This window comes from Neptunomonas sp. (assembly GCF_041601355.1).
In the GTDB taxonomy this organism is placed as follows: Bacteria; Pseudomonadota; Gammaproteobacteria; order Pseudomonadales; family Balneatricaceae; genus Neptunomonas.
Genome location: NZ_JBFIIH010000077.1, coordinates 1 through 20399, shown reverse-complemented (window position 1 = coordinate 20399; position 20399 = coordinate 1). Strand labels below are relative to the sequence as shown.

Below are 20399 nucleotides of genomic sequence, written 5' to 3'. Positions count from 1 at the left end.
CGTGCGGCTTGTGCCAGTTCGAGCCAGCCTTGCAGTACGTAGCTGTTATTCGGTTGCTGCAGGGCTATATAGAGGTTTTCATCAGTGCTTGACTGCAGTGCTTGCCAGATGCGGTCGTGCAATCGTTGTAGCTCGGCCGGATCCTGAATGTAGTCGGTACTCTCGATCAGAATTTTTGCTTCTTCCAGCGATTGCCCGCTGAGGTTGTATGCTTCGGCAAAGAGGTGTTCTGATAGTAAGGCATCATCTTCGGGCAGGGTGCTGAGTGATGGCATATAGGCAAGATAACCAAGTGCTTGCTCAGCATCGTTGTTGTCCAGTGCCTGCTGGGTTTGCAGTCTGATGACAGCGAATTGCAAACCGGGAGGTAATATGGACGTATCAATATCGTCGAGGATTTGTGTTGCGCGCTCGGTATCACCCTGTGCAATGAGTAATTGCGCGGCCTGTACTCTGAGTTCGGCTGCGCGTATAGGCATTGACTGACGTGCCTGAGCCAGCAGTGAGTCGATATCTGCTTCCTGATAAGCCGTCGTTGACTGGCTATCTCTCACGGTTAGTGGTGACGTCGGTGGCATTGCGCAGCCAGCAATAAGGCTGCTTAAGGCAACAGTTAGAGACAGGCGTTTCAAAATCATCATATACTTATCACCCTGATGATGGATGGAAAAATTATGTCTGACGCGGTTTTTTATGTTGTAGCCACGCCTATCGGCAATCTTGGAGATTTAACACCCCGTGCGGTGGACGTTTTACAGTCCGTCGCCTTGATCGCAGCTGAAGATACACGACACAGTGGTCGTTTAATGGCGCACTTTAACATTAAAACACCAATGATTTCAGTGCATGATCATAATGAGCGTCAACGACTGCAGACAATACTGGATAAATTGGCTGCTGGCGACAGTATTGCACTGATTTCTGATGCAGGAACGCCTTTAATATCAGATCCCGGCTTTATCGTTGTGCGCGGTGTGCGCGAAGCGGGTTATAAAGTTGTGCCTGTACCGGGGTGTTGTGCTGTTATTGCCGCGATGTGTGCCTCCGGTCTGCCCACTGACCGTTTTATGTTTGAGGGTTTTTTGCCGGCTAAGCGCTCCGGACGCCAGCAGAAGCTATCTCAGATTCTTGCTGAAACCCGCACCGTTATTTATTACGAATCGACGCATCGGATTCTCGACTCTTTGCAGGATATGATCGAAGTCTTGGGTGCCGATCGTTATGTGGTGTTGGCGCGTGAACTCACCAAAACGTTTGAAACGATTCATGGTGACAGGGTGGAGGCTGTGTTGGAATGGGTGAAGCAGGATGCTAATCAGCAAAAAGGTGAATTTGTTGTATTAATTCAGGGGGTTGAAGTTCAGGAGGAAGAGGGACTCTCCGTTGAGGCGCTTAAAGTACTCGGTATTTTGTTAGAAGAGTTACCGGTGAAACAGGCGGCTGCATTAGCGGCAAAAATCACCGGAGAGAAGAAGAATGCACTTTACCAGGAGGCTTTGTCGCGTAAGTAGTTGCTTCTCGTCTGATTGTTGGTATCCTTGCGCCCAAGAGTTCGCCGGACAGTCGCTGTCTTGCTTGTTTGCACTTGTTGTAAGCCAGTGAGAGGGAGGAAAGTCCGGGCTCCACAGGGTAGAGTGCCAGATAACGTCTGGGCGGTGTAAGCCGACGGAAAGTGCAGCAGAGAGCAGACCGCCTAAGTATCTTTAGATCTAGTATCTTCGGATAACGGTAAGGGTGAAAGGGTGCGGTAAGAGCGCACCGCGTGGGTGGCAACATTCCACGGCATGGTAAACCCCACTCGGAGCAAGACCAAATAGGGATCCGTATAGGTGTGACCCGCACCGGATCCGGGTAGGTTGCTTGAGGCGTATAGTGATGTGCGTCCCAGATGAATGACTGTCTATTACAAAACCCGGCTTATAGGCGAACTCTTAATTTTTCTACCTTCTTTATGTGATTTCTGTTTTCACAGCTTTTTTTCAAGCTTCCTTTCCAAGCCTCTTTTTCCAATTCTCGTTTTTCAGATCCGTTTCTTTACAGCCTCCTTTTTCAAGCTTCATTGTTTGATGGGGCCGGAGCATCCTCTTTATCTGTTTCTGGCACACTTTTTCACGAAGAAATATTCGTTGTCTTGTTTGTCGCTGATAAATGATAGTCGGCTATACTAAATCGTATGCGCCTTATATCGGCTAAGTCGCGAGGCATTTTGTACATCATATCTTTTGCTTTTTATTGTATGAAACTTAAACAAAAATGAGGCATTTCTGTGTATTATCTGATCAAATATGAGATAAATTTGAGTTAGCTGGGGTATATCAATAATTCACATAAGTTTTGATGACTAAAATGAATTGGCTGCCTTTCCTGTTAAAAGTGGTGTTTTAGCATACGGGCGTTTTCAGTTTTCATGATTTGCAATATCTTACAAATTTTATTTTTCGCCATGAAAGTGCGTTTGATAATTTTTAGGGGCAGTGTATGAACAAGAAGCAACTATTTATCCCGTTAAGCGTATTCGCGACTTCTTTGCTGCTTGTGGGCTGTGGTGGTGGAGGGAGCTCCTCTGTTAAAACGTCCGGGCCGGGGGGCTTTCCCATACTGGGTGTGAATAATTCAGTGGTGTTGGATGCTATTTCTGCAGAGGTTGACTATACATCTGCCGGTAACTTTGCCACATCTACTACGGATATCGGTATCGTTAAAACATCAACCGCTGAGCTGGTTTTTGACAATAAAATCCTGAAGAAGTTGATCATTACTACGCCTAATTCAACGCTCACATGGGATGCGGCCAGTGGTGATACTTTTAAGCCAGTCACTAATTACCCCAGGCAAACTGTCTTTGAAGATAGTGCCAGCACTTTTGCTGCGGTGTTATCCGGTGAGTGGGATTATCAAACATTTGGTGCCTGGAGGACGGGCTTTGGGTTGGGGGCAGGGATTGTTGGGGCGGTCAGCGCCGGTTATAAAACAGACGGGCCTGCGGTGCCAGTCGTTGGTAAACCAATATTTACAGGTAAGTTACTCGGGGCTTATACGAATGAGGCTGGAGTCGCCAGTTTTGTGGAGGGTGTAGTTTCTGTTGCCTCTGATTTTTCTGCACGCTCGCTTGCTTTCACCACCAGTGCCAGCAAGTTATATAATTTGAGCAATGGTGTTGTAACTTCGGTTGCCCCTGATTTAAATATGTCGGGTACGCTGACTTATAGCCCGGGTGTTAATTCATTCAGTGGAGCTGTGGCGGCACCCGGTGCCGGTATGACGGGGTCGGCGACTGGGGCTTTTTATGGGCCAAACGCAGAGGAGCTTGGTGGTGTGTTTGATCTTCAAGGCACGGGGGTTGAGTACTATATAGGCGGGTTTGGTGCCACTCAATAATCGATGATGAAACTTTTGTCACTTCTAAGTACTGTTCCATTGTTATTGGCGATGGGACAGTATTCTCAGGCGTCTGACGCTGCCTCCCCGGCTAAACAGGCATCTCAGCAGGGCTCTCCTGCGCTACAGGATTCTCTACCTGGCTTTCTGCAGGGCTCTCTTCAGGATTCTTTTCAAAAGCTTTTTGTGATGGGGATGCTTACTCTGGAGCAGCGGGATTATAAGGCTTCGATCATTATATTTTATGAGATGTTGAAGCGAACAGACAGTCCGAGAGTTAAGCTTGAGCTGGCGCGGGCTTTATTCCTGGATCGCCAATTCAACGCCGCTAAAGCTCTATTTCAGGAAGTGCTTTTTGAGCAAGATGTCCCTTGGGCAGTGAAGCAGAATATACGTTTATATCTTAACCAAATAGATAATGATATTGGCTATGTGAAATTTGATATTTCGTTTATCAGTGATTCAAATCCTGAAAACTTCACCTCAAATGAAGAAGTTAATATTGCCGGGCAAACATTTAAAGTGGTTCAGCCGTTGGGTGACCGTGAAGTAAAAGGGCTGCGTTTGAATATGAATAGCGGCTTGCCTGTATCGGCTGATGCGCGCACGCAGGCGCTATTGAATGTTTCGTTTACCGATTTTGCAGGAAGCGAGTTTGATCGTTTGGTCGCGGGTATAGGGATTATTTCGTCATTTGAACTGTTGCCAAAAATCAAAGCGAAAGCGGGTGTGGAGTACTCAGGAAAAAATGGGAAAAAGCAGTATGACTTTTCTTACCTGAGTGTTTTTTATACGCCAAGCATTGTGGATCAATTTAGCTTTCGTCATGAAATGAGGGTGGGTAAACTACAGGTTGACGGGGCTTCCCACCTTGATGCGGATGTCTATAGGGTAGCTAGCGTTTTTACCAGTCCATTGAAGAACGGTATTTTTCTTGATGGAGGTGTAACCGTTGAAAAATCAATTGCCCGGGAAGATCCCTATTCTTATGACGAAGGTGTTTTATCTTTGGGGCTTGATCTGCCTGTCAGTGATTGGGGAGTAAATCTTTCTGCTGCATTGGGTGTACGCTTATATGCAGATGTTGATCCGTTTTTCGGTGAACGACGACGTGATACTAATCAGAAGCTTGGTTTCTTATTGAGTCATAAAAAGATTAACGCCTACGGATATAAACCCGAAGTGGGTGTGACATATGAAAAAAATGACTCCTCTCTGGCGTTTTTTGAATACGATAAAGTTAGCTTGGTTTTTAGTTTTAAAGAAAGTTACTAAAAGTGGCGTTTTTTGTTAAAATGCCACATAAGTCTTGGTCTGAGTTCTCCCACGCTTAATTACCCTTCGAATTAAAGATAAACTTTTTTGGTTTCTTATTTTATTTGTTTTGAGTAATAGTTCGGCTGTTTTCGGGCATTTCTGATGTTATCTCTGGTTTTTCTTCCTTACTCAAAAAGGTATCCACAAGTTTAGTGTGCTGTCCTGTCTGTGATTAATCGACTGAATTGTAAGGGCTTTATAAGATGTCGATTAATTGTGTCTTAATCTTCTCCAATTTTATGCTTATTTTCCGTGCTTTTAGCTGCTTGTCGCCGCTTCTCCACACTTGCAAAAAACAAGGGTAGTTTCTATAGTGTAGGTAGTGGGTAATTGTGGATAAAAGTGGGTTTTTATGATGAATTTTGGTGGATAGGTGATGTTTCGTGGTGTTAATCAGGTCAATCTGGATGCGAAGGGCCGTATGGCTATTCCAGCCCGCTACCGGGATATGATCTCGGTTCAGTGTGCCGGACATCTGGTGATGACGATTGATACCGAAGAGCGCTGCTTGCTTCTCTATCCCATTGATGAATGGACAATCATTGAAGAAAAAATTAATGCATTACCCAGCCTCAACTCTGTTACACGCCGCCTGCAGCGGTTAATTATCGGGCATGCTGCAGATCTGGATATGGATAGCCATGGGCGCTTGTTGATTCCTGCATTGTTACGTGATTATGCAGGGCTGGGTAAAAAGACCATTTTGCTGGGCCAGGGGCGGAAGTTTGAAATTTGGGACGAGGATAACTGGAACTCTACTCGTGACAGATACTTGCAGGAAGTCGAAGCTGAGCAGTTGCCGGATGCACTGCTCAATTTGTCACTTTAACTGAGGCTTTGACACCCCTCTAACTATTTATACAGGATTTTTCTGTGAGTACTGAATCGCTACAGCATATTACCGTATTACTTGATGAAGCCGTGGCTGCACTGGTGCAGAACCCTGATGGGTTTTACGTCGATGGTACGTTTGGCCGAGGCGGTCACTCTGCTTTGGTTTTGAATCAGCTGTCACCTACAGGCCGGTTGATGGCGATTGATAAAGATCTTGAAGCGATCGCGTGTGCACATGCGCGCTTTGCTGACGATGCGCGTTTTGATATCGCACATGGTTCATTTTCGCGGTTGCAGGAGTTTGTAACTGAGCGCGGCATGTTTGGTCAGGTCGATGGTGTTTTGCTGGATCTGGGTGTGAGTTCCCCGCAGTTGGATGATCCGATGCGTGGCTTTAGTTTTCAGCATGACGGTCCGTTGGATATGCGCATGGATACCACGTCTGGCGAAAGTGTTGCGCAGTGGATTATGCGTGCCTCGCAAGATGAGATCGCGGATGTAATCTACACCTATGGTGAAGACCGTCATGGTCGCCGCATGGCAAAAGCGGTTGTTGAAGCACGGGCTATCGCGCCAATAGAGACAACGGCGCAACTGGCAAAAATTATTTCTGACGCCAACCCGTCTTGGGAAAAGGGCAAGCATCCTGCGACCCGGGCTTTTCAGGCATTTCGCATACATATCAATCGTGAATTGGAAGATCTGGAAAAATGTCTGGATCAATCGCTTGACTCATTAAAGGTCGGTGGGCGTTTGGTGATTATCAGCTTTCATTCATTAGAAGACCGTATAGTGAAGCGCTTTATTCGTAAGCATGTGAAGGGCGATGACCATTTGCCGATGAGTATTCCGGTGACCAGTGACATGTTGAAACAGCGCTTAAAAGCGGTAGGGAAAATGGTAAAAGCCAGTGCAACTGAGGTGGATGAAAACCCACGCTCACGTAGTGCTGTCATGCGTATTGCTACAAAAATAGCCTAGTGCGGCACTTGGCTATAGTGCAATAAGTAGCTTACGACTGTGAGAATGTGACATAAACATAACGCAATGAAACGTAATAAAAGGTACCAACAGTGTTTAGCAAGCCTGCATGGTTGATCAGAAACAGAGAGGATGACACACAGCCTGTTCTTGGTGCTGAGGCGCTGGTTCGTCCGGTTTTTGTTATTGCTGTCTTGGTGGTATTTATCGTTTGTAGTGCTTTAGCTGTGACATATTCTGCATTCCAGTACCGGCTGCTATTTAATCAGCAGCAAAATCTTATCACCCAATGGGATGATTTCCAGGTGGAGTGGGGACAATTACTGCTCGAACAAAGCGCCTTGGGGACTAATAACCGCGTTGAGCAGGTGGCCCGAAAACAGCTTGATATGATGACGCCGCAACCGGGCATGATAGAGATTGTTCAGTATGAGCGATAATAACGACATCTCAATTGTCGAGTCTGCCGGGCGTAGCTGGCGTTTGCTGTTGGTGGGTGTGCTGTTGCTCGCTGTTGCGGGCGGTATCGTTAGCAAATTAGTGTCTTTATATACACTTGATCAGGCTTTTTTACAGGACCAGGGAGATGCCCGTAGCTTAAGGACTATGCTAACGCCGGCGCACCGCGGAGTGATTACCGATCGTAATGGTGAGCCATTGGCGGTGAGTGCGCCTGTCGCCACTATTTGGGCTGATCCGAGTAAGGCTGATACGCATCATCAGGGATTAGTGAGGTTGGCTTCTTTGCTTAATATGAAGCGGAGCGACCTGGTTGCTCGTCTTGAAAAGGATAGCAGTCGTCAGTTTATCTATCTGAAACGACAGGTAACACCGGAGCTGGCCAGGCAGATTGAAACGCTGAAAGTGCCGGGTGTACATGTTGATGTAGAGTACAAGCGTTATTACCCTGCTGGCGAAGTGTCGACTCATCTGGTGGGTTTTACCGGTATTGAGGGAGCGGGTCAGGAAGGGATGGAGCTGGCCTATAACGAATGGTTAAGTGGTGAGACCGGGCGCAAGTTAGTCATGCAAGATCGTTTGGGGCGCACTATCAAGCATATTAAGTCGATAGAAGAAGCGAAGCCAGGGCAGGATATACAGCTGAGCATCGATCTGCGACTGCAGTATATGGCTTACCGTGAATTGAAAGCTGTGGTGCAGTCGCATAAAGCTGACTCTGCTTCTGCTGTGGTGCTGGATGCTAATACCGGTGAGGTTTTAGTCATGGTCAATCAGCCTTCCTATAACCCGAATGATCGCAGCAAAATTGATGTGCCCGGGCTGCGCAACCGGGCGGTGACTGATCTGTTTGAGCCGGGTTCAACCATGAAGCCTTTAACCATTGCAGCAGCATTAATGAGCGGCAAATACACGATGGACTCAGTCATCGATACCTCGCCGGGCTATATCAGAATTCGTAGAAGCACGATCCGTGATCACCGCAATTATGGCAAGCTGGATCTGACCTCAATTATTACTAAATCAAGTAACGTTGGTGCGACCAAGATCGCGTTAAGTTTACACGAAGATGCGGTGCGCAATTTGTTTCATAATGTTGGCCTGGGGCAGTCTTCTGGTACCGGTTTTCCGGGGGAGCGTAATGGAAGTTTGCCTTATTATCCTGCTAAACGGGTAGTTGAGCGCGCGACGATGTCATATGGCTATGGTTTATCAGTCACACCTTTGCAGCTTGCGCAGGCTTATTTGCCGTTGGCGAATGGTGGTCTGGCTTTACCTGTGAGTCTGGTAAAGCTTGACGGGCCAGCTAAGGGGGCGCGGGTCATGCCTAAGGGTGTCGCTAAAAATGTCCTCGGGATGATGGAAACGGTGACGCAAAAAGGCGGTACCGGACGTCGTGCTGCTGTTTATGGCTACCGGGTGGCGGGTAAAACTGGCACGGTGCATAAGAGTACCCGGGGTGGTTACGCGGATGATAAGTATATCTCGGTTTTTTCTGGCATCGTTCCGGTGTCCGACCCGCGTTTTGTGATTGTGGTTATGGTTAACAATCCTAAAGGGCAGGAGTACTACGGTGGGGAAGTTGCTGCACCGGTATTTTCACGTATTTCAAGTAATGCACTGCGTTTGTTGAATGTCGCTCCAGACCAGTGGCCGCAGAAGCCAACGGAAACGGTGGTGATGAAATGATAACGCCTTTTCTTAAATCGCAGCCTGCATCACTCCCCATCCCTGTATCTGTGCAACAGTTGTTGGGTATTCAGGCCGGGCATGAAATAGCTGATGATGTGATCGTTACAGGGATTTCATCTGATAGCCGGTCGGTGCAGGCCGGTGACCTGTTTGTTGCGCGCGATGGTATCAGCCATCGTGGGATTGATTTTATTGAGGCGGCGGCGACAGCGGGTGCGGTGGCCGCCGTGGTTGAACGTCAAACGACGCAGACGGATAAACTTGGGTTGTTTTCGATTCCGGTTTATCAAGTTGATAATTTGGCAAAAAAAGCCGGCGTTTATGCGTCGCTGATGTGGGATAGTCCGAGCAAAAAGATGACGATTATCGGTGTGACCGGCACCAACGGTAAAACATCATGCGCGCACTATATCGCTCAGGCCCTGGCTGCTTTAGGGCAAAAGACAGCGCTGCTGGGCACGGTCGGAAACGGTTTTCCTGGCGCACTGAATACTGCGACTCACACGACCCCTGATGCGATTAGTTTGCAGCGGATGCTGGCAGACTTTTATGCGCAGGGTGCTAAAGCTGTGGTGATGGAAGTCAGCTCGCATGCGTTGGATCAGGGGCGCGTTGCGGGTGTCGGGTTTGATGTGGTTGCGTTGACGAATCTTAGTCGTGATCATTTAGATTATCACGGTTCGATGGATGCCTATGCAGCGGCCAAATCACAGCTGTTTATCCCTTCAGAAAGCGAATCATCGCATACCGGATCATCAGATGCTGTTGATGTTGAGTGTGAGTTTGTCAGTGATGTTAACCGGCGTATCGTCCTGAATGCGGATGATGAGTTAGGCCGCACTCTGGCAGAGCAATTACGTGCAAACAGTCAACCCTTTTGTAGTTACAGTGCCCGGGTTAGTAGTCACAGTGCTCAGATTAGTAGTAACAGTAATCAGCTGAGTGGTTCGCAACAAGCGGACATCGTTGTAAAAAGTGCGCTGCTAAGCCCTGAAGGCGTCGCGTTAGATTTACGTCTGCCGGATGCGGATATTCATTTTGACGCGCCGGTTGTTGGCGATTTTAATATCTCTAATTTGTTATTAGTCGTGTCTGTGCTGCATCAACTGAACATACCTTCTGCTCAGATCGAAATGGCGATGGCGCAAGTGTCGGCGGTTCCCGGACGCATGCAATGTCTGCATCGGCAAGGCTGCCCCGCTGTTGTGATCGATTATGCACATACGCCGGATGCGTTGGAAAAGGCGTTGTTAGCTGCCCGCAAGCATTGCCTGAATCAGTTATGGGTTGTGTTTGGTTGTGGTGGTGATCGCGATACAGGAAAAAGAGCTGAAATGGCGGCTATCGCTGAACAATTGGCAGACAAGATTGTGGTGACAAGTGATAATCCGCGCACCGAAGATCCTGACGCTATTATCAATATGATCATGCAGGGCTTTGCCGCGACAGATCAGGTGGTTGTGCTACCTGAGCGTGAAGCAGCGATTAGTCGTGCCATTCAAATGGCAGGGCCGGATGACCTTATTTTGATTGCAGGCAAAGGGCATGAGGATTATCAGGACATTATGGGCGTTAAATATCCATTTAGTGATAAAGAGATAGCCGACAAATGGATGGGGAGAAAATCAGCATGATGAAACACAATATTCATCTCAGTGAGCTGCTGGATGCATGCTCTTATGATCAGGATGCAAGATTGTGTCATCAGGATGTTGTTTTTTCCCGTGTGAATACGGATACCCGATCCATTCAGCCAGGTGATCTGTTTGTAGCGCTTAAAGGTGAGCGTTTTGATGCGCATGACTTTGCTGAACAGGCAATCAATGCTGGTGCTGTCGCGCTGGTGGTTGATCATCAGTTGGCTTTAGATGTTCCTCAACTGATTGTGGCCGATACACGTATCGCTTTAGGTAAAATTGCAGAATATAATCGCCGCTTTTTTAAGGGACTCTTATTTGCCATCACCGGTAGTAGTGGCAAAACCACTGTGAAAGAGATGCTGGCAGAAATTCTTACAGCTCTTGCCGGTAAAGATCAGGTTTTGGCTACTCAAGGTAACCTGAACAACGATATCGGTGTGCCTTTGACACTGTTGAGGCTCTCTGCAGAGGATAAATATGCAGTGATCGAGATGGGGGCCAGCGGACCTAACGAAATTGGCTACTCTGCGGGTTTGGCTCATCCTGATATTGCGCTTGTTAACAATGCCATGGGGGCGCATCTTGAGGGTTTTGGTTCACTACAGGGCGTCGTAAAAGCTAAAGGCGAAATTTACGATGGTTTAACGGCGCAGGGGTGTGCGGTGGTTAATCTGGATGACCTGCATGCCCAACAGTGGCTTGAGCGTATCCGCAATAAAGGCGTGGTCACAAGAGTGATTACATTTGCTGTAAATGCACCAAGCGCTGATGTGAGGGCGTCTGATCTGCAGTTGCAAGCGAATGGTTGTTATGCATTTACGCTGTTGCATGCTGACACATCTGAGCGTGTCCATCTTAAGGTGATGGGGCGCCACAATGTAATGAATGCATTGGCAGCGGCTGCCTTAATTATAGCGGCGGGGATGCCGTTAGCAGTGGCTGTGACAGGGCTGGAGCGGTTCCAGGCGGTGAAAGGACGGATGTGCAGTTTGCCGGGTGTCGCTGGCGGGCGTGTTATTGATGATAGTTATAATGCTAATCCGGGTTCCGTTAAGGCGGCTATTCAGGCGTTACATGAATTACAAGGTGAACGGGTTTTGGTATTGGGTGATATGGGCGAACTAGGTTTGGATGCAGAGCAGATGCATCGTGATGTTGGGCAGTTTGCAGCGGAGCAAAAGATAGACCAGTTATTAGCAGTCGGACCTTTGAGTAAAGCAGCCGTTGAAGGCTACCAAGCTGCTCAGGTATCTATGATAGACGCGGGCGATGCTCAACGAGTTGCTCTGAAAGCGCAGCATTTTTCCGATCAGCAGAGCTTGGTAGCGGCGATTCTTCCGCAGCTTAACTCAGATATGGTTGTTTTAGTGAAAGGTTCCCGCAGTGCCGGGATGGACAAAATCGTAACTCTATTAACACAAGAGGTGTAAGGACGATGCTGTTAATTCTGGCCGATTACCTTTCAGATTTTTTTTCTGCTATAGCCGTTTTTAAGTATTTAACACTGCGAGGCATAATGGGTGTGTTGACCGCGCTCGCCATCTCCTTGTTTATAGGCCCGAAACTGATCTGTTATTTGAAAGCAAAACAGATCGGCCAATCAGTGCGTAATGATGGGCCACAATCTCATTTGAGCAAAGCAGGCACACCCACTATGGGTGGTGCATTGATTATTCTTTCGATCGCCATCAGTACTTTACTATGGGCGGACCTTTCCAATCGCTATGTCTGGATTGTGTTGATTGTAACACTGATTTTTGGCGCCGTTGGTTGGGTTGATGATTGGCGTAAAGTGGTCGAGAAAAATTCACGCGGTTTACCGGCGCGTTGGAAGTATTTGTGGCAGTCAGTCGGCGGTTTAGGTGCGGCATCAGTGTTGTATTTTACGGCGCAGAGCCCTGCAGAAACACAGTTGATTGTTCCTCTTTTTAAAGATGTCGCTCTCGATATGGGGATCTTCTTTATTGTATTTACCTATTTTGTGATTGTCGGTACGTCTAATGCCGTTAACTTAACCGATGGCTTGGATGGTTTGGCTATCATGCCAACGGTAATGGTGGCAGGGGCTTTAGCTGTTTTTGCTTACCTGAGTGGTCATATTCGTTTTGCAGATTATCTGCATATTCCTTATATAGCGGGTTCCGGTGAGCTGATCGTTTTTTGTGGTGCTATTGTCGGCGCAGGTTTGGGGTTCCTGTGGTTTAACACCTATCCCGCTCAGGTATTTATGGGCGATGTGGGCGCATTAGCATTGGGCGCTGCGTTGGGTGTTGTCGCGGTTGTCGTGCGTCAGGAGTTGGTGCTTGTGATTATGGGGGGAGTCTTTGTGATGGAGACCGTCTCTGTGATTTTGCAGGTTGCTTCTTATAAGTTAACAGGGCGGCGAATATTTCGCATGGCGCCCATACATCATCATTTTGAATTAAAAGGTTGGCCAGAACCCCGGGTGATTGTGCGTTTTTGGATCATAACGGTTATTTTGGTGTTAGTTGGCTTAGCCACACTCAAATTGCGTTAAAAATCTTTTATTAACACTTTTTTATCAATAGTGTTTACCAACAAGTTTAATGCAGTAAGTAAGAAAGTTAAGTAAACAGGAAGAAAAATGTCATTGATTACGTCAGATCAGTTAAAGATAGTCATCGGTTTAGGGCAAACCGGGCTGTCTTGTGCGCGTTATCTGGCGAAAAAAGGGCAGCGTTTCGATTTGGCTGATACGCGCACTAATCCGCCTGGTCTGGCGCAGATTAAAGCGGAGTTTCCCGGAGTCGGGTTGCACTTAGGCGAACTGGATGAAGACTATCTGAAGCAGGCCAGTGAATTGGTGCTCAGTCCTGGTGTATCGCAGCAACTGGCAGCGATTAAAGCAGCGGTTGCCAGCGGTGTCGCACTGATTGGTGATATAGACCTGTTCTGTCGGGAAGTAAGCGCTCCTATCGTTGCTATTACCGGCTCTAATGCAAAAAGTACCGTCACGACACTGGTGGGCGAGATGGCTAAAACCGCGGGCATTGATGTGGGTGTCGGGGGGAATTTAGGAACGCCTGTACTGGATATGCTGGAAGCGGGAGAGCAGTCACTGTATGTGTTGGAACTGTCCAGTTTTCAGTTGGAAACCGTCCATGATTTACGCGCACAGGTTGCTACCGTGCTGAATGTCAGCCCGGATCATCTGGATCGCTATGACGGGATGCAGGGCTATTATCAGGCTAAACATCGGATTTTCCGTGGTTGTAAAGCGGCCGTTGAAAACCGCGATGATGCGTTGACACACCCACTATTACCTAAAAATGTTCCTTTGTGGGGTTATCGTCTGGGTAAGCCTGATTTGAAAATCTTTGGCTTGATCGAAGAGGACGGCGTTGAGTGGTTAGCACTGGGGCACGAAAAGCTGCTGCCCAGCCGTGAGATCAAAATGCCGGGTCGTCATAATGTAGCGAATGCACTGGCGTCCCTGGCGCTAGGTAGCGCGGTTGATATTCCACTGTCGGCGATGTTGCAAACACTGAAAAGCTTCGCGGGGCTGGAGCATCGATGCCAGTGGGTAGCGAATAAAAAAGGGCTGGATTTTTATAATGACTCTAAAGGTACCAATGTTGGTGCAACCGTCGCTGCGTTAGATGGCTTGGGGGCTACGCTTGCTAACGAACAGCGTATTGTACTGATCGCTGGTGGTGATGGTAAAGGTGCGGATTTTGATGATTTGATCGCACCGGTCAATCGCTTTGTGCGTAAGGTTATCCTGATAGGTCAGGATGCAGAAAAAATTCGCCGAACGCTTTCTCCGGCAGAAACGATGTCGCTTTCTTCATTAGAAAGCGCTGTGCAGTGTGCCGTTGAATCAGCGCTAAAAGGTGACATTGTGTTGTTATCGCCCGCCTGTGCGAGCATTGATATGTTCAAAAATTACGCTGATCGTGGCCATCAGTTTGTGGCACTGGTGGAGGCGCTATGAGTACGTCTGTGACTACGCCTGCGAATACAATCAGTTCGGTAAAACAGTCTGGCTGGTTGTCTTTTCCTCAGCAGGGAGTGATGCCTTTTGACCCGTGGTTAGCAGGTACTGCAGCAGCTTTGGTTCTGACGGGTTTTGTCATGATTACCTCCGCATCTATGGATGTGGCTGCTCAGAAGTTTGGTGGCCCTTTCTTTTTTGCACAGCGTCATGGTTTTTTTATTCTACTGGCCATAGTGGCATCCATTATTGCAGTACGAATTCCCATTAATAAGTGGGAACAGTATGGGCCGGTGTTATTGGGTATTGGTTTTGTGTTTCTGGTCTTGGTACTCATTCCGGGTATTGGTCGCGAAGTCAACGGGAGTAGTCGCTGGATAAGTCTGGGGCCATTGAATCTGCAGGCATCGGAGGTCGCTAAATTTTGTATGGTGATTTATGTCGGCGGTTATTTGGTGAGACGCTTGTCAGAAGTGAGAACCAGCTGGGGTGGTGTGGTTAAACCGGTGCTTCCGCTGGCTTTTTTTGTATTTTTGCTGTTGCTTGAACCCGATTACGGTGCGGCGGTGGTCCTCATGGGTACTGTCATGGGGATGATATTTCTCGGTGGCATGCGTTTTGGGCAGTTCATCATGGTACTGGTGTGTGCTATTGGCCTTGTTGGAATGATGGCGATTGCTCAGCCTTACAGGATGGCTCGATTGAAGTCGTTTCAGGACCCATGGGCTGATCCTTTCGGTAGTGGTTATCAGTTATCACAAGCGCAAATTGCGTTTGGACGAGGTGAGTGGTTTGGTACAGGCCTGGGTAACAGTGTGCAGAAATTATTTTATCTGCCTGAAGCACATACGGACTTTGTATATTCCGTTCTGGCGGAAGAGTTTGGTTTGATCGGTGCCCTGATGGTGGTGATTTTATATGTCATCATGATCGGTCGTATTTTTTTGATCGGGCGTCAGGCCGAGAAGCAGCAACAGTTTTTTATGGGTTATATCGCCTATGGATTTGGCTTGATATTCGCGGCACAGGCGTTGATCAATATCGGTGTGAATGTTGGCGCTTTACCTACTAAAGGGCTGACGTTGCCGTTGTTGAGTTATGGTGGCAGTAGTTTGTTGGTGTGTGCGGTGATGATTTCAATTGTAATGCGCATAGATTTTGAATTAAAGACACTCCGTTATAACCAGGCGTCCGAAGTAGACCCTCAGAAATCACTCAAGGAATCGTCAAAGCGACCGTCCAAAAAGCCAAAACTCAGGATTGCTAACGACACTAAGTCAGAATCCCTTCATGAGCTCTCTGATGAGCTATCTCCTCATGAACTATCAAAAGGGAGGGTGAATGAAAAAGCATAAAACGGCGTTGATTATGGCGGGTGGTACCGGTGGGCATGTGTTCCCGGCGCTGGCGACAGCGCACTGCCTGCAAGAAGAGGGTGTATGCATACATTGGATGGGCACACAAATAGGCATTGAGTCCACGGTTGTCCCCAATGCAGACATTACGCTGCACACTATTGATGTTCAGGGATTACGGGGTAAAGGGCGCCTGAGTTTGCTGTTAGCGCCCTTTAAGTTGCTCAAAGCTATTTGGCAGGCCGTTAAAGTTGTGCGCGCTGTTAAGCCTGATGTGGTGTTGGGTATGGGAGGCTTTGCTTCAGGCCCGGGTGCTGTTGCCGCTCGTTTGCTGGGCGTTCCTCTGGTGATCCATGAGCAGAATGCCGTCGCCGGTATGACTAACCGGATATCAGCAAAATTGGCTCAACGTATTCTGGTGGCTTTTCCCGGAGCGTTTGGTTCAGCGTTAAAAGTAGAACAGACAGGCAACCCGGTACGCGGTGCGATCCTGGAACTGCCCGAACCGCAGCAGCGTTATGATCAGCGCAGTGGGGCGATTAATTTGCTGATTGTTGGCGGAAGTCTCGGTGCCAAAGCAATTAATGAACTCGTCCCGCAAGCGCTGGCGCAGATGGCTGTTGATGAGCGCCCGAATGTTTGGCATCAGGCGGGTAAACAAAATTTTGAAGCGACACAACAGACCTATAACAGACTCAACGTCAGTGCTCGTGTAGATGCGTTTATTGAGCACATGGATGAAGCGTATGGCTGGGCCGATTTGGTTATCTGTCGTTCGGGTGCATTAACCGTGAGTGAGTTGGCCATTGCAGGAGTTCCTGCATTGCTCATTCCTTTTCCTTTTGCTGTCGATGATCATCAGACGGGTAATGCCCGCTATCTTGAACAAGCAGGTGCTGCATGGATTATTCAGCAGGCCGATTTGAAGAGTGATGATCTCGTCGGAATTTTACGTAATAAGACTGATCGTGGCTTACTCGCTGGCATGGCATTAAAGGCACGCAGTGTTGCTAAGCCAGGTGCCAGCAAGCACGTAGCGAAAATCTGTCTGGAGAGCATGAAATGAGTCCTGTATCACAAGCCCCAACCGTTTATGAAGTGCCGGAGATGCGCCGTATCCGTACTATTCATTTTGTCGGTATCGGCGGCGTCGGTATGTGCGGTATTGCTGAGGTGTTATGTAATCAGGGATATCAGATTTCGGGTTCAGATATTCGGGCATCGGTTACCACTGATCGTTTGGTCGGTATGGGGGCCATTATTCATATAGGTCATGCCTCTGAAAATATTCAGGGCGTTGATGTTGTTGTTATTTCCAGTGCAGTAAACGACACCAACCCTGAAGTAAAAGCGGCGCGTGAAGCGCGTATTCCTGTAGTGCGTCGCGCTGAAATGCTGGCTGAGTTGATGCGTTACCGTCATGGTGTGGCGGTTGCCGGAACGCATGGGAAAACGACGACAACCAGTTTGCTGGCATCCGTATTTGCTGAAGCGGAACTGGATCCGACATTTGTGATTGGCGGACGGCTCAACAGCGCAGGAACCAACGCGCGCATGGGCGCCAGTCGCTATCTGATAGCAGAAGCGGACGAAAGCGATGCATCATTTTTGCATTTGCAGCCGATGGTTTCGATCGTCACGAATATTGATGCTGATCATATGGACACCTATGGCGGCGACTTTAATGTATTGAAAAAAACATTTGTCGAATTTCTGCATAATTTGCCGTTTTATGGTTTAGCTGTTTTATGCACTGATGATGCAGTGGTGCGTGAAATATTGCCGGAAATCAGTCGCCCTGTTGTGACGTATGGTCTGAATGAAGATGCCGATTATCGGGCAGTCAACATTAGTCAATCGGGAATGCATACTCGTTTCACTGTTAAGCGTCCGGAAGCGCATGCTGATCTGGATATCACCTTGAATATGCCGGGTGAGCATAACGTACTAAATGCATTGGCTACCATTGCGGTTGCTACTGATGAAGGTATTGATGGCAAGGCTATCGCTGCCGCTTTAGAGAAGTTTTCGGGTGTAGGGCGTCGTTTTCAGGTGTTGGATGATATTAGTATTGCTGGTGGAACGGTAATGCTGGTTGATGACTACGGACATCACCCGCGTGAAGTGGAAGCGACGATTAAAGCGGTGAAGGCCGGTTGGCCGGATCGCCGCCTGGTGATGATTAATCAGCCGCACCGCTATACACGTACCCGTGATCTGTATGAAGACTTTGTACAGGTATTGTCGGATGTGGATGTCTTAATGTTGATGGAAGTTTATGCGGCAGGTGAAGAACCGATTGCCGGTGCCGATAGTCGTAGTTTGTGCCGCAGTATCCGCCAACGCGGTAATGTTGAGCCTGTCTATGTGAAAACGGCCGACGAAGTGCCTGAGGTGTTACGTAATCTGCTGCGCCCGGGCGATCTGTTACTTACACAGGGCGCCGGAAATATTACCGCGCTGGCTCATCAGCTTTCCGGAATTGACCTGTCAGGGGATAAAGCATGAGTGAGCGCATGAGTGACCGGATAAGTGAGCAGCAATCAAAAGCATTTGGCCGGGTGGCGGTTATTTATGGTGGCAATTCTGCTGAGCGAGCTGTGTCACTGAACAGCGGCACAGCGGTGCATAAAGCCTTATGCGCAGCGGGGGTCAATGCTTTTCTTCTGGATCTTTATGGTCCACAGGGTGAACTGAACCCAGTGCAGCAGATACAGCAGGAACAGATGGATTGTGCATTTCTGATTCTGCATGGCCGTGGTGGCGAAGATGGAACCATTCAGGGCTTACTGGAGATGATGCAGATTCCCTATACAGGCAGTGGTGTTGAAGCGTCAGCGTTAGGCATGGATAAGTTGCGCAGTAAACAGTTGTTTGTTGGTGCGGGGCTTCCTACTCCGCCTTTTAAAGTCCTACGTGCTGAAAGTGATTTATTAGCGTGCGCGCAGGAACTTGGCTTTCCTTTGATGATCAAACCTGCCCATGAAGGTTCCAGTATCGGCATGCACAAGGTGAACAGTGCAGCTGACTTAGCATCAGCTTGGGCGGATGCCAGTGGCTATGATCAATGCGTAATCGCAGAGAAATGGATTACCGGCTCTGAGTTTACGGTCGCTATTCTGAAAAACGATGCATTACCGGCGATTCGGTTGGAAACGCCGCATGATTTTTACGATTACGATGCCAAGTACCAGGCGAATGATACCCGCTACTTGTTCGATGATACGTTAAGCGCAGAAAAAGGCGAGGAATTGCTCAGGTTATCAGAACAGGCGTTTGCTGCCATAGGCTGCAAAGGCTGGGGTCGGGTTGACGTGATGCAGGACGCTGCGGGTAATTTCTATCTGCTGGAAGTGAACACCACGCCGGGTATGACGGATCATAGTTTGGTGCCGATGGCTGCAAGGCAAGCAGGCTTGAGTTTTGAACAGCTCGTTGTTGAAATTTTGCAAGAGGCGCAGTGAGATGGCTGCCGGACTTCAGAAGCTCAGAGTGTTTGATCAGTCGGCACTGCCGCCCCTGGTGGCTGATGCTGCGTCTGAAAAAGGCTCTGATAAAAAACCTCAAAAAGGTTCTGAAGAGCAGAGCAAAAAAGAGACTGAAGGATACTGGCGCCCATTATTGATACTGACTGCTTTTTTGATTTTTTGCAGTCTGATGCTCAGCGGCTATTCGCAGGCGGTGATGTGGTTAGATAAGCCGATTGCTGAAGTCAGAATTATTGGAGATACAAAGTACCTTAATAAACGCGTATTGGCAGAAAAGCTCGCGGCAGGTATCAATGCACCGTTAATGAATGTTGATATTGCGGGTTTGCGTGAAACGATTCTGGACGACCCTTGGGTGCATGGTGCAAAAATAAAACGAGACTGGCCACCGGCTGTTGAGGTGACGATTGATGAGCAAATACCGGTTGCTCGCTGGGGCGGTAAAGGTTTGCTTAATCATCAGGGGGATATTTTTTGGCCTGAGTCGACACAAGGGTATTTATCTTTACCTGTTTTAAATGGTCCGGCGACCCAGACGCAACAATTGATGGCGCAATATCATGATTTGAGTCGGTTATTTCAAGGCGCTGATGTTAAAATGACAGGACTCTCAATGGAGGCAAGAGGCGCGTGGTCTCTTGTTCTGGATAACGGAATAGAAGTGATCGTCGGGAGAGAGCAGTTGCGGGAAAGGTTACAGCGCTTTTTACATGTATATCAAAAAGAGTTAGCGCCACGTGCTGAGCAGATAGAGAAAGTAGATATTCGTTATACCAATGGTGTTGCTGTGAAGTGGCGTAAGCATGAAGAACAGGTTGAGGCGGGTTAAGAAAGTATGTCAGATGATAACATGATCGTCGCACTGGATATCGGCACCTCCAAAGTGGTGTGTCTGGTAGCCGAAGTTATGCCGGATGGCCATATCGAGGTTGTCGGTATCGGCTCGCATCCGTCGCGGGGTCTGAAGCGCGGGGTCGTGATCAATATTGAATCGACGGTCGGATCGATTCAGCGTGCCGTTGAAGAAGCTGAATTGATGGCAGGTTGCAAGATTCACTCTGTTACCGTTGGCATTGCGGGGAGCCATATCAGCAGTCTGAACTCACATGGCATTGTCGCTGTCCGTGATCGTGAAGTAATGGATCATGACCTGGAGCGTGTTATCGATGCCGCCAGTGCGGTGGCTATTCCTGCTGATCAGAAAATTCTGCACATCCTGCCGCAGGAATACCTGATTGATAACCAGGAAGGCATTAAAGAACCGCTGGGTATGTCCGGTGTGCGTTTAGAAGCCAAAGTG

Annotated in this window: 18 protein-coding genes and 1 other RNA gene; 18 read left to right on the top strand and 1 reads right to left on the bottom strand. The window is 48.2% G+C overall.

The annotated features are described in order from the left end of the window. Window positions 1-641, bottom strand: a 641-nt coding sequence (locus ABY436_RS12720) for a penicillin-binding protein activator (protein WP_372739336.1), incomplete at its 3' end; no start/stop codon positions are given. A gap of 33 nt (window positions 642-674) precedes the next feature. On the opposite strand from ABY436_RS12720, the gene rsmI reads away from it, so the two are divergent. The 18 genes from rsmI to ftsA all read left to right on the top strand — a co-directional run. After that, entirely contained in the window at window positions 675-1511 is an 837-nt protein-coding gene (gene rsmI, locus ABY436_RS12715) for a 16S rRNA (cytidine(1402)-2'-O)-methyltransferase (RefSeq protein WP_372739335.1), read from the top strand. Window positions 1512-1547: 36 nt separating this feature from the next. Beyond that, window positions 1548-1936: RNase P RNA component class A (gene rnpB, locus ABY436_RS12710), an RNA gene on the top strand. Window positions 1937-2478: 542 nt separating this feature from the next. Then, complete coding sequence (locus tag ABY436_RS12705; RefSeq protein ID WP_372739334.1) at window positions 2479-3378, top strand: transferrin-binding protein-like solute binding protein; 900 nt, start codon at window positions 2479-2481, stop codon at window positions 3376-3378. A 15-nt stretch (window positions 3379-3393) separates the two neighbouring features. Beyond that, a complete protein-coding gene (locus tag ABY436_RS12700; protein ID WP_372739333.1) occupies window positions 3394-4653 on the top strand; it encodes a surface lipoprotein assembly modifier in 1260 nt (419 codons plus the stop codon). Window positions 4654-5071: 418 nt separating this feature from the next. Beyond that, window positions 5072-5524 carry a division/cell wall cluster transcriptional repressor MraZ gene (gene mraZ, locus ABY436_RS12695; RefSeq protein ID WP_372739332.1) on the top strand — a complete coding sequence of 151 codons (453 nt, stop codon included), beginning with the start codon at window positions 5072-5074 and terminating at the stop codon, window positions 5522-5524. A gap of 44 nt (window positions 5525-5568) precedes the next feature. After that, complete coding sequence (rsmH, locus tag ABY436_RS12690) at window positions 5569-6510, top strand: 16S rRNA (cytosine(1402)-N(4))-methyltransferase RsmH (protein WP_372739331.1); 942 nt, start codon at window positions 5569-5571, stop codon at window positions 6508-6510. A gap of 92 nt (window positions 6511-6602) precedes the next feature. After that, on the top strand, window positions 6603-6950 hold the full coding sequence (gene ftsL, locus ABY436_RS12685; RefSeq protein ID WP_372739330.1) for a cell division protein FtsL: 348 nt from the start codon (window positions 6603-6605) through the stop codon (window positions 6948-6950). Then, complete coding sequence (locus tag ABY436_RS12680) at window positions 6940-8658, top strand: peptidoglycan D,D-transpeptidase FtsI family protein (RefSeq protein ID WP_372739329.1); 1719 nt, start codon at window positions 6940-6942, stop codon at window positions 8656-8658. Before ftsL ends, ABY436_RS12680 begins: the two co-directional genes overlap by 11 nt. Next, window positions 8655-10295, top strand: a complete 1641-nt coding sequence (locus ABY436_RS12675; RefSeq protein WP_372739328.1) for a UDP-N-acetylmuramoyl-L-alanyl-D-glutamate--2,6-diaminopimelate ligase — start codon at window positions 8655-8657, stop codon at window positions 10293-10295. Before ABY436_RS12680 ends, ABY436_RS12675 begins: the two co-directional genes overlap by 4 nt. Then, window positions 10292-11731 (top strand): UDP-N-acetylmuramoyl-tripeptide--D-alanyl-D-alanine ligase, encoded by a 1440-nt coding sequence (gene murF, locus ABY436_RS12670; protein ID WP_372739327.1) that lies wholly within the window; start codon window positions 10292-10294, stop codon window positions 11729-11731. Before ABY436_RS12675 ends, murF begins: the two co-directional genes overlap by 4 nt. 5 nt (window positions 11732-11736) lie before the next feature. Continuing rightward, window positions 11737-12819 (top strand): phospho-N-acetylmuramoyl-pentapeptide-transferase, encoded by a 1083-nt coding sequence (mraY, locus tag ABY436_RS12665; protein WP_372739326.1) that lies wholly within the window; start codon window positions 11737-11739, stop codon window positions 12817-12819. 87 nt (window positions 12820-12906) lie between these two features. Further along, the gene (gene murD / locus ABY436_RS12660; RefSeq protein WP_372739325.1) at window positions 12907-14256 is read left to right on the top strand and encodes a UDP-N-acetylmuramoyl-L-alanine--D-glutamate ligase; all 1350 of its coding nucleotides are present in this window, start codon (window positions 12907-12909) and stop codon (window positions 14254-14256) included. An 80-nt stretch (window positions 14257-14336) separates the two neighbouring features. Continuing rightward, window positions 14337-15611: a putative lipid II flippase FtsW gene (gene ftsW / locus ABY436_RS12655; protein WP_372739337.1), complete on the top strand. Its 1275-nt coding sequence runs from the start codon at window positions 14337-14339 to the stop codon at window positions 15609-15611. Continuing rightward, a complete protein-coding gene (gene murG / locus ABY436_RS12650; RefSeq protein ID WP_372739324.1) occupies window positions 15598-16677 on the top strand; it encodes an undecaprenyldiphospho-muramoylpentapeptide beta-N-acetylglucosaminyltransferase in 1080 nt (359 codons plus the stop codon). Before ftsW ends, murG begins: the two co-directional genes overlap by 14 nt. Then, window positions 16674-18119 (top strand): UDP-N-acetylmuramate--L-alanine ligase, encoded by a 1446-nt coding sequence (murC, locus tag ABY436_RS12645; RefSeq protein WP_372739323.1) that lies wholly within the window; start codon window positions 16674-16676, stop codon window positions 18117-18119. Before murG ends, murC begins: the two co-directional genes overlap by 4 nt. Continuing rightward, window positions 18116-19075: a D-alanine--D-alanine ligase gene (locus tag ABY436_RS12640; protein WP_372739322.1), complete on the top strand. Its 960-nt coding sequence runs from the start codon at window positions 18116-18118 to the stop codon at window positions 19073-19075. Before murC ends, ABY436_RS12640 begins: the two co-directional genes overlap by 4 nt. A 1-nt stretch (window position 19076) precedes the next feature. After that, on the top strand, window positions 19077-19928 hold the full coding sequence (locus ABY436_RS12635) for a cell division protein FtsQ/DivIB (RefSeq protein ID WP_372739321.1): 852 nt from the start codon (window positions 19077-19079) through the stop codon (window positions 19926-19928). Window positions 19929-19934: 6 nt separating this feature from the next. Next, window positions 19935-20399 (top strand): cell division protein FtsA (ftsA, locus tag ABY436_RS12630; RefSeq protein ID WP_372739320.1); only part of this gene is annotated, 465 nt, incomplete at its 3' end.

Excerpts from the sequence above, each read along its gene's own strand:
- rsmI (WP_372739335.1), top strand. The coding sequence starts at position 675 with ATGTCTGACGCGGTTTTTTATGTTGTAGCCACGCCTATCGGCAATCTT.
- ABY436_RS12705 (WP_372739334.1), top strand. The coding sequence starts at position 2,479 with ATGAACAAGAAGCAACTATTTATCCCGTTAAGCGTATTCGCGACTTCT.
- mraZ (WP_372739332.1), top strand. The coding sequence starts at position 5,072 with ATGTTTCGTGGTGTTAATCAGGTCAATCTGGATGCGAAGGGCCGTATG.
- ABY436_RS12680 (WP_372739329.1), top strand. The coding sequence starts at position 6,940 with ATGAGCGATAATAACGACATCTCAATTGTCGAGTCTGCCGGGCGTAGC.
- ABY436_RS12675 (WP_372739328.1), top strand. The coding sequence starts at position 8,655 with ATGATAACGCCTTTTCTTAAATCGCAGCCTGCATCACTCCCCATCCCT.
- murF (WP_372739327.1), top strand. The coding sequence starts at position 10,292 with ATGATGAAACACAATATTCATCTCAGTGAGCTGCTGGATGCATGCTCT.
- mraY (WP_372739326.1), top strand. The coding sequence starts at position 11,737 with ATGCTGTTAATTCTGGCCGATTACCTTTCAGATTTTTTTTCTGCTATA.
- murD (WP_372739325.1), top strand. The coding sequence starts at position 12,907 with ATGTCATTGATTACGTCAGATCAGTTAAAGATAGTCATCGGTTTAGGG.
- ftsW (WP_372739337.1), top strand. The coding sequence starts at position 14,337 with ATGCCTTTTGACCCGTGGTTAGCAGGTACTGCAGCAGCTTTGGTTCTG.
- murG (WP_372739324.1), top strand. The coding sequence starts at position 15,598 with ATGAAAAAGCATAAAACGGCGTTGATTATGGCGGGTGGTACCGGTGGG.
- murC (WP_372739323.1), top strand. The coding sequence starts at position 16,674 with ATGAGTCCTGTATCACAAGCCCCAACCGTTTATGAAGTGCCGGAGATG.
- ABY436_RS12640 (WP_372739322.1), top strand. The coding sequence starts at position 18,116 with ATGAGTGAGCGCATGAGTGACCGGATAAGTGAGCAGCAATCAAAAGCA.
- ABY436_RS12635 (WP_372739321.1), top strand. The coding sequence starts at position 19,077 with ATGGCTGCCGGACTTCAGAAGCTCAGAGTGTTTGATCAGTCGGCACTG.